Here is a 13,569-nt window from a genome sequence, read left to right as displayed (position 1 = left end):
TAGATTATTAAGTGTGATTTGGTCTAAAAATCTTCTACATTAATCCAACAGCACTCTGATCCCGAATTTCATATTAAAATGAAAAGGTTTCTCTTTATAAATGGTATTAGGAGCATTTTCTTCCTTGAAATGATATCCTATTCCCGGCTCTGCATAAATTCCAACTTTGTCTATGACCTTCAGCTGAAATCCTACTGCGGTGTTAACAGAAAACTGTAACGGTTTATGATCAAGACGTTCCTTTGAACTATCCTTTATTTCATCATTCACTACATAAGTTGTTGTAACACTTCCCGACACAGGTTTTTCTACGAGTGCCCCGCCTGTAATATATCCAGTAAACCGTCCTTTCTGAATAACATTATAGTTGACCTGAACAGGAATTCCTATGTAATGAACCGTCTGGTCTCCTTTAATATAATTGTTTTCTGTTCCTGAATGCAGTTCTGAAGCCAGTTTGGTATAGTTTAACCCGGTTCCTATCCCCCATCTTTTTCCTAAATTATAGTAAAGTGACAACCCAAATGTTACCGGTACTTTATGTCTGATTCTTGCTTTTACCGGCTGACTTTGATTCGCCAGTAATACAGCAGTCAGAGGATCATCATGGTACTCGGAAGTGCTCCACACCTGCTCAACATTCATTGCTTTTCCAGTGATGGAGGCATATCCCGGAAACTGTTGCTCTGCAGAGTTGGAAGCAACATTTCCTGTAAGCATACTCAACATCCAGGACTTTTGGTCACGTGATTTTGCAGCAGTATGTTTTGTATTCTCAGCATACACTTTTTTCAATTCTTCCTGTTTGAAAAGAACCTCAGCAGGAGATGCTTTCTGAGCGATCTTGCTTTCCTGATGAAAAGATTCCGCAACAGCCGGAGCTTTGATGGTTTCCTGAATATCCTGAGTATTCCCTGCTCTGTTTTTTTCTTCAGTATTAAAATATTTCTGTACCGGTATTTTCTTGGAAACACCTGTATTCAATATGTTTTCAGCTAAAAGAGGTACCAATGCGGATTCTACTTTACTGCCTGAGACGTTCTCAGTTTCCAGAGGTTTCAAAGAATTCTTCTCTTTTTCTTTTTTCTCATCTGCCGGTTTCTGAGACAGGGTTTTGCCTGTATCATTCTGTGGCAGTATTTTCGTCAGTAAAAAGAGCAATGCAATAGCTGCAGCAATACCTCCGAGACGATAGAATAAAGATTTTTGTCCTGCACCTTTTCCTTTCTTGTCTGCTCCACCTTCATGAATTTCAGGAATAAACCCGGGAATGCTATTGTTTTCGTCTTCGGAGAATAATTCACCTTTGATGTCATCCCACAATCCTTCCGGAACGTCCTCTTCATGGTCATCCATTCTGCTTCGCAGGTTATTTAGCCATTCATTATTCATATTGTGCTTTTTTTGACATTTTAAATTCTTTTATTTTCTGAACAAGCAGTCCTTTTGCACGGTGAAACTGAGATGCAGAAGAATTTTCAGCAATTCCCAGCAGTCCGGCAATCTCCTTATGGCTTTTTTTCTCAAATACAAACAGGTTGAAAACAGTTCTGTACCCATCAGGAAGAGATTTTATCATCATCATAATATCATCACGCGGAATCTCTTCAAAGTCCGGTTCTTCTTCATTAGGAATATCCGGAAGATCATCTACTTCCACCGCAGATTTAAAATCTCCTTTCTGTTTGATATGTTTCAAAGATTCATTGACAGTGATACGCGTCATCCAGGCTTTCAAAGAACCACTTCCCCTGTACTCAAAAGATTCTATCGAACGGAACATTTTGATAAAACTGTTTTGAAGTACATCATGAACATCTTCTCTCTCAGCCACATAACGGGAACAGACATAGGCCAGATTTCCGGAATAAGCTCCAAAAAGCTCTTTCCAGGCAGCTTCCTCCTTCTTCAAAAGGTGCTTTACCAAAATCTGTTCTTTACTTTCTTCCATATAATGCTGCTGCCGTATCCTGTTGGATATTATAAAACTGTCAGGCAAAAATAGATTGCATCTTACTAAAGTGCAATCCATTTATGATAATATCTATTAATTAATTTTTTATACAGAATGGAAAATTATAATCAATAACAGTATAAGGAGTAACCAGTGTATCATCTACTGTAATTTTTTCGGCTGTTAGCGCATACCTAAGCGTCTGATCCAAGCCTACATAATATCCTTTTTGCTTTGCTACAAATTCCACGACAGTCTTTTTATTAACACCATCTACAGGAATCTGAAGTTCCATAGTCTTGGGAGCAAAAGTCAGTTCTATCACATTATTGCTTGTGTTAATCACTGCAGCATATTTAAGATCATACTTTACTTTTCCCATTGTTTTCAAAGCTGCTTCTGCTTTTGCCGGGTCTTTCACTACTGTTTTTACAATTTCTGTAATTGGAAATTCGTCAAATGAGATGGTGTCTTTTTTCACCTTGAACTCTTTTATTCCTTCTCTTTTGCTGCTTCCCTGTACAATAACCAGCTTCCCTTTATAGTTTCCTTTTAAGTCTTCCATTTTTACAGGAGGGATGTCCGGACCATCGTTATCATTACATGAGGATAGGGCAAAAAAACCTGCCAAAACCATTAAAACTGTTATAAAAAATCGGGGTACTGTCAATCTTTTCATTGCATTATTTTTTTCGTTAAACATTAATTATTTTCGAGTACTCATCTATATAAATCCCCATTTTAAAAAATCTTGCATATATTTTTAAAAAAAAGATGAAATTTTTCATAAACCACTGATTTAATGACTGTAAAAATTCTAAAAAGTTTTCATCTGCAGTTATAAATTCATGTTCAAAATCAGAATTTTTCATTTAGCCGGAGCTTATTATCTGTTTTTCTACCTAATTACCAGTAGAAAAAAAACATGGTTTTTATGTATTGGCAGGATAATCTGTCTCAGACTACATTTGTCTCAACAATAAAAGGCAAAATATCAACTGTTATGAAAAAACCAAAGACAAAAAAAATTATTTCGACTTTTTTAATGATCGCAATTGCCGGTGCTGTTTTCTCGGCATGCAGTAAGGATGATGATCCAGCTGATGCAAAGGCGAACATGAAATTTACCATTACTGTAAACGGAGCTGATTCTAATGATCAGATTGATTTTCTTGTAAGTGCCGGAAATCACGATGCCAGCCAGTATGGAAGTACTGTATGGAAAAAGAACGGAAGCTCTGAGGGTAATGCCAATACAAGTTCATTAGGAGTAGGTGATTTCACCGGAAATACAAAAACATATGTATTTGAGACTGTGAAACCGTTCAACTTTTCAAGCCTTCATGTGGCTATATCCAATTTTGATGGCGCACCTATTTCTGTAAGTTACAAAGCTGAGGTGAATGGAAATGTAGAGACTGATGAGAATAAAACCTATGCAGCCGGACAGACATTCATCAAAGATTACTCGTACGTAGCAAAATAGATTTTATCATATCAAATATTGTTGATCGGTGGGAATAAATAGTCATTTTGGCTATTTATTTTTTTGATAAAGACAACGAATTATTTTTGAACATAAAAAGGAAGCTACACCATGCAGCTTCCTTTTATTTTTCCATTTATATTTACTCTACTCCCCCTCCAAGGGCTCTGTACAGATCTACCTCAGCATTCAATCTTTCCAGCGTGACATTAATAGCTTCCAGGTCATTCTGAAGTTTATTATTCTGAGCTGTAATCACTTCAAGATAGGTTGCCATTCCGCTTTTATACAGCTTCAGTGCATCATTGATTCCTTTATCAAGAATGGCAGTTCTCTGTTCTAAAAGCTGTAATCTTTCTGAAGAGCCCTTAGACTTGGCCATGGCATCGGAAACTTCACCCACAGCAGTCATTACAGATTGTTTAAAGTTGATGGCTGCTTTTTCCTGTTCAATCAAAGCGGTCTCATAAGCTGTTTTCAGTTGTTTTTTCTGAAAAATGGGAGCCGCAAGATTTGCTGCAATTGTTTTGGTAATAGATCCGGGAATATCAAACCATGAGCTGAACTTATTGGAGTTGACTCCAATCTGCGGGCTTAAGCTGATACTCGGATACATGGCTGCTTTTGCCAATCCGGTTTTTGAATTCAGGCTGATAACATTAAATTCTGCCATTTTCAGATCCGGTCTGCGACTTAATAGCTGTGCGGGCAATCCTTCAGAAAGTTTATTTTCCGGAATCATTGTTTTAAGGTTTCCTTCTCTTTCTATCTTCGCCGGATATTCTCCGCAAAGAATGCTCAATGCATTTTCCTGAATGGAAATATTCTGTTTTGCCAAAGGAATCAACAGTTCTGCGGTTTTCTTCTGAGCTTCTGATTGCTGAACGGCCAATGAATTAATCTGTCCTGCTGTAAACTGCAGATTCATCATTTTGAGCGTATTGTCACTCAGCTCAATATTCTGCTCTGCTATTTTCAGCTGTTCATCAAGGCTGATCAGGTTGTAATACGCCTGGGCAACCTGAACCACAATCCTGCTTTTTATTGCATTCAGGTTTTCTTTCTGTCCAAAATATTCTGCTGCTGCGGATTCTTTCTGCATTTTAGCTTTCCCCCAGATATCAATTTCCCAGGAAAGCCTCAGGGTGGCACTAAAGTCATCCATATATTTTGTCCCTACAAACTGCTCATTCAGAGATCCGTTAAGGGTATTTTTGGAGGCCCAACTTCTGTTGGCTCCTGCAGTGAGGTCCAGTGTTGGCATCAGACCTAGTTTAGCTTGCTTATAGATCAGATCCAGCTGTTCAATATTTTTCAGAGCAACACTTACTTCATTATTTCTGGAAAGGGCTTTATCTATTAATCCAATCAGTTTAGGGTCTTTGAAAAAGGTTTTCCACGGAAGCACTACCGTATCTCCTGTTACCTGTACAGATTCTTTGTACGTTTCGGGAACCTGAAGATCTGTTCTTGTATATTTTTTCCCTACGGCACAAGACATCAGCAGAGATGCCATTGCGCCTGAAATAAGGAAGTTCTTTATATTAAATATTCTCATTTGTCAATTGATTTTCTATCGTATTGTACTTCTTTTTGGCAGAGAATTTCTCATCCAGATACTGGAAGAACATGTAGAGTACAGGAATTACAAAAACTCCCAAAACTACTCCACTCAGCATTCCCATGGCTGCACTTGTACTGATTGATTTGTTTCCTGAAGCCATTCCTCCTGAAGAGATCATCAGCGGAACCATTCCCACAATAAAGGCTAATGAAGTCATGATAATCGGGCGTAATCTGGCCTTCGCTCCTTCCAGTGCAGAATCAAGAATTGAAAGTCCTGCTTTTCTCCTTTGGATGGCAAATTCAACAATCAGAATTGCATTTTTGGCTAATAAGCCAATAAGCATAATCAATCCTACCTGTACATAAATATTGTTATCCAAACCAATGGCTTTTATTCCTAAAAACGCTCCTACAATTCCCGTTGGGATAGAAAGCATTACTGCCAGAGGAAGGATATAACTTTCATATTGAGCGGCCAACAAAAGGTATACGAAAAGCAAACATAAACCGAAGATGGCAATCGTCTGATTTCCTGCCGATTTTTCTTCCAAGCTCAACCCTGTCCATTCGTAGCTGTAGTCAGAAGGTAATTTGCTTAAGGTTTGTTCCAGTTTACCCATCAATTCTCCGTTACTTACTCCTGGTTTTGGAGACACGTTGATGTTTAATGAATTATAAAGGTTATAACGCTGAACGGATTCCGGACCATAAACTTTTTTCAAAGTGATCAGTGTGTTTACCGGCACCATATCTCCTTTTTCATTCTTTACGAAAATATCATTGAAGGCTTGTTCGTCCATTCTGAAAACACCGTCCGCTTTAATATTCACTCTGTAAAATTTCCCGAATCTTGAGAAATTCTGAGACTGGTCTCCTGAAAAATACGTTTGAACAGTTCCCAACAGATTTGAAATACTTACTCCTAATTGTTTTGCTTTATCTTCATTTACTTCAAGCTCCATCTGAGGATAATCTGCCCTGAACATCGTGTAGGCAAATGCTACTTCCGGCACCTGCATCAGCTGACCAATTAATTCATCTGCTTTAGCTTTAAGAACCTGAGGATCTCTACCCATACGGTCCTGAAGTACAATCTCTGCATCATTCGTCATTCCGTATCCTTCTACGGGAGGCATTCTGAACGTCATCACGCTTCCTTCTTTGATCACGCCTAATTTTGCACTGGCCATATCTACCACCTCCTGGATATCCTGCACTTCACCTCTTTCTTTTTTAGGTTTCAGCTTGACAAATCCCATGGCATAAGCCGGTCCCGCACTATTACTAAGCAAATTATAGCCTGTAATAGATGTATTTTCCTTCACGGCTTCTACTCCTTTTAAGATTTCATTGATCTTGTTGGAAACTTCCGTAGTTTTTGTCAATGCGGTTCCCGGAGGCATACTTAAGGTATACATAAAGAATCCGTCATCTTCCATCGGTACAAAACTTTTAGGAGTGCTTGACATCAGCCATCCTGCAACACCGATCACCGCTACGATTAATCCTCCTGCAATCCACTTACGCCCTATTAAAAATCTAACTCCTTTCGCATAACGGTTCGTCATATTATTAAATCCGGCATTGAATGCAACCGCAAACCTTTGCCCGAATCCTTTTGGTTTCTCTCCTTCTCCTGCATGGTTATTTTTCAAAAATACAGCACATAAAGCAGGCGTTAATGTCAAGGCATTGACAGCAGAAATAATAATTGCGATAGCCAATGTATACGCAAACTGCTTATAGAATAATCCTGCTGAACCGGACATAAATCCGATTGGAATAAATACCGCAGACATCACCAACGTGATAGAAATAACAGCTCCTGTGATCTCACTCATCGCTTTGTGAGTAGCTTCTCTTCCTGAAAGATTAGTTCCTTCCATATTACTGTGGACAGCTTCCACCACCACAATGGCATCATCCACCACAATACCGATGGCCAATACGAGGGCAAAAAGCGTCAGTACGTTGATAGTAAATCCTAAGACCAGAAGGAAGAAGAAAGTACCAATAATCGCTACCGGAACTGCCACTGCCGGAATGATCGTAGATCTGAAATCCTGTAAGAAAATAAATACTACGATAAATACCAGGATAAACGCTTCTATTAAAGTAGATTTTACCTGTCCTGTAGCTTCATCCAGTCTTTCTTTGGTACTCATTACACTTGTATATTTGATACCAGGAGGAAATGATTTTGACAGCTGATCAAGGGCTTTGTTTACACCTATTTCAATCTGATTGGCATTGGATCCTGTAGTCTGCATGATGGCTACAGTAACTGCATTTTTCCCATTGGAAAGGTTATCTCCCGTATTTGAAATGGCCCCGAATTCCACACGGGCTACATCTTTAAGCCTGATGATCTGGCTTCCGGTATTTTTAACAATAATATTTTCATATTGCTCCGGCTTGTTCTTTTTTCCTTTATATCGGATTACATATTCTAAGGCTGCATCAGATTCTTCTCCCAATTTACCCGGAGCAGATTCTAAACTGTGGTCTGCAATCGCTCTGGAAACATCCGCAGGTTCCAATCCATAAGATGACATTTTCTGAGGATTAAGCCATATTCTCATGGAATAATCCTTCAGCCCGAAAACCATGGCCTGTCCTACTCCTTTTACCCTTTTGACCTGTGGAATAAGGTTAATATTCGCATAGTTCTGAAGGAAAGTTTCATCATATTGTTTGTTATCTTCCGTATAAATATTGAAGATCAACACCATGCTGTTCTGCTGCTTGGAGGTGGTCAGTCCCATTCTCACAACTTCCTGTGGAAGTATCGGAGTCGCCTGCTGAACCCTGTTTTGCACGTTTACAGCAGCCTGATCGGCATTTACTCCCTGCTTGAATATAATGGAAATGGAGAATGTTCCGTCATTACTCGCAGTAGATTTCATGTATTCCATGTCTTCCACTCCATTGATCTGCTCTTCCAGTGGAGTTACCACGGAACGGATCACGGTCTCACTGTTTCCCCCCGGATAAGATCCTGAAACGGTAATGGTAGGTGGAGAAATATCCGGGAATCTGGTCACCGCCAGCTGGTTTAATCCTATGATCCCTAAAATCACGATGATAAGGGATATTACCGTCGCCAGTACCGGACGGTCTATTATTTTTTTTAACATTTTTGAATTTTCTAAGAATGGTTATACAACTATTTCAAAGGAACTGTTGTAGCAACAACCTGTGCTCCATCGGTAAGGGCATCAATTCTGTTGATAGCAATCTTATCTCCCGCATTCACTCCTTCTTTGATAAAGTAATCCTGAGACGTACTTCCAGAAACAGTAATCTGAGTCATTTTCACTTTATCCTTACCATTCAGTTTATAGACAAAGAATCTGTCCTGAATGTCTTTCACCGATGTTTTCGGAAGTTTGATCACACCATTTAATGCATTATGAATCACCACTCTAGCTGTTCCTCCGGCTCTTAATAATTTATCCGGGTTTTGAAAAACGGCTTTCATCTGAATACTTCCTGTATTTCTGTCGAAGTTTCCACTGGCATTTTCAAGTTTTCCTTTAAGAGAATAGGTTGAACCATCTGCAAGGATTAGTTCTACATCTTCTGTATTATTTCCTGATACTGCAGCTTTACTATGGGCGATAAAATCAGCTTCGTTCATTGAGAAATACACGTTCACACTGTTTATACTTGAAAGCGTTGTCAATGGAGCGGCATCAGACGGGCTGATAAGATTTCCGACTCTGTTTGGAATTCTTCCTATGTATCCGCTCACAGGAGCTTTGATATAGGTAAAATTGGCACTGATCTTTGATGAACCTAAAGAAGACTGTGCCTGCGCTACTTGTGCTGAAGCGGCTTTATAGCTTGCCTGCGCTGTTTTCAGCTGCATATCGGAAACCACTTTTCCTTCGACAAGAGGTTTTAGCTTTTCTACTTCCAATCTTGCTGTTTCCTGTGCTGCCATCGCTGATTTCAGAGCGGCTTCATTGGTATTTACCTGCTCGTTGTATACTGAAGGGTTTATTCTGAAAAGGGTCTGTCCTTTGCTTACATACTGCCCTTCTTTGATATATACTGCTTCCAGATAACCTGTTACCTGTGCTTTAATATCAACATTGTCCTGTCCTTCTATGCTTCCCGGATATCCTGTAGACACATCTGCATCTCCGGATTTCACCTGGATAAAATCTGTAGGTAGTGCCTGCTGCATCTGCTGAGCATTTTCCTGACCATTCCCGGAACCGCACGAATACAGTATTGCTGCTGCCATAAGTGAAAGTACCAGATATCCTTTTCTGTAATCCATAATATGAGTTTTTAAATTTTACAGGAGCAAAATAACTTCATATAATAAGGATATTCGTTCAGAAGTTGGGTGAAGCGTAGTTAATCGGGGGTGAAGCGTATGATAGTAAAAATGAAAGGAAAACAGCTATTTCCCTTTATAAATATGATAAAAAAAGATAATTTCCGAATAAAATAAGTGCTTAATCGCTAAGGATTTCACAAGTAAAGCAAAAAAACGAGACTGCTTTTTAGACAAAGCAGTCTCGTTTGTATTTTTAAGATTAATAATCCATCCAGGATTTGAATATAGAAGCTTTTTCACGGCTTACAATCACTTCCATATCCGGCTGTTTTCTCAGTTCCAGCTTCAGTTTTCCGTTAAAATGATTAAAAATCTGTTTTACTGAATTGATGTGAATAATAAATTGTCTGTTGGCCCTGAAAAAGAATTTGGGATCCAGCTGTTTTTCAAGTTCTTCCAGCGTTTGTGGAACATTCTCTACAACCCCGGTATTCAGCATGGCTTTACTGATTCCCAATTCGGTATAAAAGTATAGGATATCTTCTGCCAGAACGGTTTTATATCCGTCTCTGTGGGCGATAAGAAAACGTTTTCTGTAATCTTTCGGCTGGATATAATTTAATAATCCTTCAATAGCTGTTCCTACTACCGGAACGGCTTCCATAAAGGTTTCATAGCGTTTTAAAGCGGCATCCAGCTCTTCTTCTTCAATGGGTTTCAAAAGGTAATCTACACTGTTGTATTTAAATGCCTGTACTGCATATTCATCGTATGCTGTGGTGAATATAACTGCACTTTTCACGTCATGCTTGTTGAATATTTCAAAGCTGAGCCCATCTGCAAGACGGACATCCATCATGATGACATCCGGAACAACATTATTTTCCAGCCAGTGTACTGTGGAGGTAATCGAGTCTTCAACAGACAGGATTTCGATATGGGGTCTTAACTTCAGCAACAGTCTTTTCAACCTATCGGCATTGGGCCTTTCATCCTCAACTATTAAAATCTTATTAATCTTCATATCAATGGAAGTTTTACAATAAATTTATCTTCAGTTTTTTCAATCACAGGTTTAGGATATCCTAAGATTTCGTATCGTGCAACGATATTGGTAAGCCCTACTCCTGAGGAATCTGGTTTATTGATCAAGGGCAGGAATGTATTGGATACCACAAGTTCACCATTGGAGTTTGTATAAACCTGTATTTCCAAAGGATTTACCTTTGAAGTCTGGTTATGTTTAATGGCATTTTCAACCAATAATTGTAAAGATAACGGAAGGGTATACATGGACCTGTATTCTTCTTTAATATCTATTTTAAAGACAACGCCTTCACCAATTCTTTTTTCAATCAGAAAGATATAGGATTCTAAAAATTTCAGCTCCTCTTCTACTGCAATGATGTCTTTTTTGGAATTGACCAACAGGTATCTGTATACTCTTGCAAACTTCTCTGAATATTCATAACCTAACTGCTGGTCTTCCAGAATAAGTTCGGACAGTACACTTAAATTGTTGAAAATAAAGTGAGAATCAATCTGCAGCTTCAGCGCCTGAAGTTCTGCGGCCATAGCAGCCTGTTTATGTTTAGATGCCCTTATTTTATGCTGAGCAGCTTCTACAGCAGTTTTTTTCCAGTTTTCCAATAAATAATCCACGGTATTAAATGCGCTGATAATCAAAGATATTACAATATTGGTTGCGATCCATTGTCCCAGCAGTGTATATTCTTTGCGGGAATCCATTTCTGGCAATGTCACTGAGGTACAGTCTACTATGGCATTGATAATAATCACAATCATTACACTTCCCACGATCTGGAGCAGACACTGAATAAACAGTCGTTTTACAGTTCTGTTTCTCCAGGGAAGCCACTTATTGAGCGTCCTGTCTATAAATATACTTACCTCTGAAATAATGATAGAAAAAAAGATAATCCATGTGGCATCTTCCAGAATCATTTTTAGCGGAGCATCAAGATAGCCTTTCCAAACAGGATCAAAGGGATCAATAAGATAGGAAAAAACACAGAAAGTGACCACTGCAACGGCCCAGATTACGAGCCTTCTTTTCATGGTGGAAAGAATCTTCTTATTCCGTACTAAATTTTTCCTGATGGTAGAAACTCTATTCATATCCGGGAGTTGTGAATGTAAATATAGAAATAGATTTTATATGGGTATCGTCTATTTTAAACGAGACCGCCAAAACCGTCCCTGAAACGTAAAATAGCAGCCTTCAAATGAATGTTACGTTTCATCACCTGAAAAAGACATTTCATCATCATTTTATGCAACATCACACTATTTTTACGATAAGATAACTGCTGTCTATCATAGTTTTGTCATATTAAATCCGGTACAATGAAAACAATAATTGTCTGCACAGATTTTTCCCACGAAGCTGAAAATGCTACTCATTATGCAGCCTCTATGGCTAAAGAAAATAAATACACAATCGTGCTTTTTAATCTGCAAACCGTTTCCATACACGCTTTGAACGCACAGGCTTCGGCAGATTTTTTCTACACCCAAACCCTTAAAAATCAGAAAAAACTTGAAGACAAGGCGACCGAACTTAATACACTCTATGCTATAGAAACAACGCATCATCTGGCTTCCGGGAATTTCATGGAAGAACTTGAAAACTGCATGCAGATCCACGAATGTGATTTTATCGTCATGGGAATGGCCGAAAAAACTTTGGAACAAAAGCTTTTGGGCAACAGCGTAACAAGAGCTATTCATAGAATTAAAAAACCGATATTAATTGTTCCTTCCCACATAGAATATACAGGAATCAGGAAAATTCTTTTTGCGTATGATACTCACAAAAGCATGACCTGGACTGCAATGAATGACATTTATTATTTCATCAATGAGTTTAATGCCGAGATTGAGGTATTCAATGTAAGTGAAAGCTTAGAAGATTTTACTGAGGTTATTCATGATATTGACCTGAATTCCGGGTATGATCTGGATGATATTAAATACAGTTTTAAAATGATTCAATCCATCGAAGTTATCAAGGCAATCGAGGAGGAAATCAGACTGACAAATCCGGATCTGCTGACGATGGTTCCTTACAAATACAACCTTGTGGAATCTCTTTTCCATCGCAGTAAAACAGCTATTATGGCCTATAAAAACAAAGTACCATTACTATCAATTCCACTCAATATAGATTAAGATCAATAAAAATCTGAACACATTTAAATTATCCTTTTTGCCTTTAAGGGCTAAATTTTACACTTAATCTTGTTTGACAGGACCGGGAAGAGATTTCCGGTCCTGTTTTTATTGCTAGAGGTTTACAATCACTTTTCCTGCAACACGGTTGGTTTCCACCTCCAAATGTGCCATAGCTATGTCTTCAAACGGGAATGTTTTATAAACAGATGGTTTCAATACTTCCTGCTCCAATAAGCCCGCAATTGCCTCCATGGTTTCTTTTTTAGACTGTACCATCATAAACTCAATATTCACCTTTTTCTGCCCGGCTCTGTCTGCAACATCCTCAGGAATCTCAGGGGTCGGAAGCGTTATGATAATTCCGTTCTCTTTTACAACATCTACCGAATCAGATAACGTTTTTCCCTGAAGAGTATCAATCACGATATCTACATCCTGCACTTTTTCATGAAAGTTTTCCGTTGTATAATCAATATGCTCGTCAGCTCCAAGCGATAGAACAAAATCCCTGTTTTTACCGGATGATACGCCGATAACATATGCTCCGAAATACTTCGCAATCTGAACAGCAAAATGGCCAACACCACCTGAAGCTGCATGGATCAGGACTTTATTTCCTTCTTTAATTTTAGCAACATCTACCAGCGCCTGATAAGCCGTTGAAGCCGCCATTGACGCCGCTGCCGCCTGCTGATGACTAATATTCTGAGGCTTTAATGCCATATGATCCGCCGGAGCCGCAACATATTCTGCATACGCATTTCCTCTTCCAAAAAAGTTAACCATCCCGAAGACTTCATCTCCTTCTTTGAAACCAGTTACGTTATTCCCGGTTTCCATGACTTCTCCTGAGATGTCCCATCCCAAAATAGCAGGTCTCTTTTCTTCAAAAATCCAATTCAGAACTCCTTCATAAGCTCTGGATTTTACATCTACAGGATTAATGCTTACAGATACTACTTTTACCATTACCTCATCATTTCCTATTACAGGGTTTTCTATTTCCGCAAATTGAAGATTACCAACATCTCCTGCTTCGTTTAAAATAACAGCTTTCATTTTTTTAATTTTAATTGT

General features: G+C 38.7%; 11 protein-coding genes. 2 read left to right on the top strand and 9 right to left on the bottom strand.

Annotation, left to right across the window (positions count from 1 at the left end; all coding sequences use genetic code 11):
- Nucleotides 1-39 precede the first annotated feature (39 nt).
- From DYR29_RS15895 to DYR29_RS15885, 3 genes are all read right to left on the bottom strand, one after another.
- Nucleotides 40-1,392 carry a porin family protein gene (locus DYR29_RS15895; RefSeq protein WP_213277636.1) on the bottom strand — a complete coding sequence of 451 codons (1,353 nt, stop codon included), beginning with the start codon at nt 1,390-1,392 and terminating at the stop codon, nt 40-42.
- Nucleotides 1,385-1,951 carry an RNA polymerase sigma factor gene (locus DYR29_RS15890; RefSeq protein WP_213277635.1) on the bottom strand — a complete coding sequence of 189 codons (567 nt, stop codon included), beginning with the start codon at nt 1,949-1,951 and terminating at the stop codon, nt 1,385-1,387. The genes DYR29_RS15895 and DYR29_RS15890 overlap by 8 nt, the downstream gene beginning before the upstream one ends.
- A gap of 100 nt (nt 1,952-2,051) precedes the next feature.
- On the bottom strand, nt 2,052-2,633 hold the full coding sequence (locus tag DYR29_RS15885) for a DUF4840 domain-containing protein (protein ID WP_213277634.1): 582 nt from the start codon (nt 2,631-2,633) through the stop codon (nt 2,052-2,054).
- 324 nt (nt 2,634-2,957) lie between these two features.
- On the opposite strand from DYR29_RS15885, the gene DYR29_RS15880 reads away from it, so the two are divergent.
- Nucleotides 2,958-3,440: a hypothetical protein gene (locus tag DYR29_RS15880; protein ID WP_213277633.1), complete on the top strand. Its 483-nt coding sequence runs from the start codon at nt 2,958-2,960 to the stop codon at nt 3,438-3,440.
- 142 nt (nt 3,441-3,582) lie between these two features.
- On the opposite strand, the gene DYR29_RS15875 is transcribed toward DYR29_RS15880, so the two are convergent.
- From DYR29_RS15875 to DYR29_RS15855, 5 genes are all read right to left on the bottom strand, one after another.
- The gene (locus DYR29_RS15875) at nt 3,583-4,998 is read right to left on the bottom strand and encodes an efflux transporter outer membrane subunit (protein ID WP_213277632.1); all 1,416 of its coding nucleotides are present in this window, start codon (nt 4,996-4,998) and stop codon (nt 3,583-3,585) included.
- Nucleotides 4,985-8,143: an efflux RND transporter permease subunit gene (locus DYR29_RS15870; protein WP_213277631.1), complete on the bottom strand. Its 3,159-nt coding sequence runs from the start codon at nt 8,141-8,143 to the stop codon at nt 4,985-4,987. The genes DYR29_RS15875 and DYR29_RS15870 overlap by 14 nt, the downstream gene beginning before the upstream one ends.
- Nucleotides 8,144-8,172: 29 nt before the next feature.
- The gene (locus DYR29_RS15865) at nt 8,173-9,294 is read right to left on the bottom strand and encodes an efflux RND transporter periplasmic adaptor subunit (protein ID WP_213277630.1); all 1,122 of its coding nucleotides are present in this window, start codon (nt 9,292-9,294) and stop codon (nt 8,173-8,175) included.
- Nucleotides 9,295-9,556: 262 nt separating this feature from the next.
- On the bottom strand, nt 9,557-10,321 hold the full coding sequence (locus DYR29_RS15860) for a LytR/AlgR family response regulator transcription factor (protein ID WP_213277629.1): 765 nt from the start codon (nt 10,319-10,321) through the stop codon (nt 9,557-9,559).
- Complete coding sequence (locus DYR29_RS15855; RefSeq protein WP_213277628.1) at nt 10,318-11,436, bottom strand: sensor histidine kinase; 1,119 nt, start codon at nt 11,434-11,436, stop codon at nt 10,318-10,320. The genes DYR29_RS15860 and DYR29_RS15855 overlap by 4 nt, the downstream gene beginning before the upstream one ends.
- A gap of 228 nt (nt 11,437-11,664) precedes the next feature.
- Between DYR29_RS15855 and DYR29_RS15850 the strand changes: the two genes are divergently transcribed.
- A complete protein-coding gene (locus DYR29_RS15850) occupies nt 11,665-12,489 on the top strand; it encodes a universal stress protein (protein WP_213277627.1) in 825 nt (274 codons plus the stop codon).
- A gap of 114 nt (nt 12,490-12,603) precedes the next feature.
- Here the strand turns inward: DYR29_RS15850 and DYR29_RS15845 are convergent, their stop codons facing one another.
- Entirely contained in the window at nt 12,604-13,551 is a 948-nt protein-coding gene (locus tag DYR29_RS15845) for an NADP-dependent oxidoreductase (RefSeq protein WP_213277626.1), read from the bottom strand.
- Nucleotides 13,552-13,569 lie beyond the last annotated feature (18 nt).

The organism is Chryseobacterium indologenes (assembly GCF_018362995.1).
GTDB lineage: Bacteria > Bacteroidota > Bacteroidia > Flavobacteriales > Weeksellaceae > Chryseobacterium > Chryseobacterium indologenes_G.
The sequence above is the reverse complement of the archived record's forward strand: the minus strand, read 5'-3'. Positions and strand labels throughout refer to the sequence as shown.

Excerpts from the sequence above, each read along its gene's own strand:
- DYR29_RS15895 (WP_213277636.1), bottom strand. The coding sequence starts at position 1,392 with ATGAATAATGAATGGCTAAATAACCTGCGAAGCAGAATGGATGACCAT.
- DYR29_RS15890 (WP_213277635.1), bottom strand. The coding sequence starts at position 1,951 with ATGGAAGAAAGTAAAGAACAGATTTTGGTAAAGCACCTTTTGAAGAAG.
- DYR29_RS15885 (WP_213277634.1), bottom strand. The coding sequence starts at position 2,633 with ATGAAAAGATTGACAGTACCCCGATTTTTTATAACAGTTTTAATGGTT.
- DYR29_RS15880 (WP_213277633.1), top strand. The coding sequence starts at position 2,958 with ATGAAAAAACCAAAGACAAAAAAAATTATTTCGACTTTTTTAATGATC.
- DYR29_RS15875 (WP_213277632.1), bottom strand. The coding sequence starts at position 4,998 with ATGAGAATATTTAATATAAAGAACTTCCTTATTTCAGGCGCAATGGCA.
- DYR29_RS15870 (WP_213277631.1), bottom strand. The coding sequence starts at position 8,143 with ATGTTAAAAAAAATAATAGACCGTCCGGTACTGGCGACGGTAATATCC.
- DYR29_RS15865 (WP_213277630.1), bottom strand. The coding sequence starts at position 9,294 with ATGGATTACAGAAAAGGATATCTGGTACTTTCACTTATGGCAGCAGCA.
- DYR29_RS15860 (WP_213277629.1), bottom strand. The coding sequence starts at position 10,321 with ATGAAGATTAATAAGATTTTAATAGTTGAGGATGAAAGGCCCAATGCC.
- DYR29_RS15855 (WP_213277628.1), bottom strand. The coding sequence starts at position 11,436 with ATGAATAGAGTTTCTACCATCAGGAAAAATTTAGTACGGAATAAGAAG.
- DYR29_RS15850 (WP_213277627.1), top strand. The coding sequence starts at position 11,665 with ATGAAAACAATAATTGTCTGCACAGATTTTTCCCACGAAGCTGAAAAT.
- DYR29_RS15845 (WP_213277626.1), bottom strand. The coding sequence starts at position 13,551 with ATGAAAGCTGTTATTTTAAACGAAGCAGGAGATGTTGGTAATCTTCAA.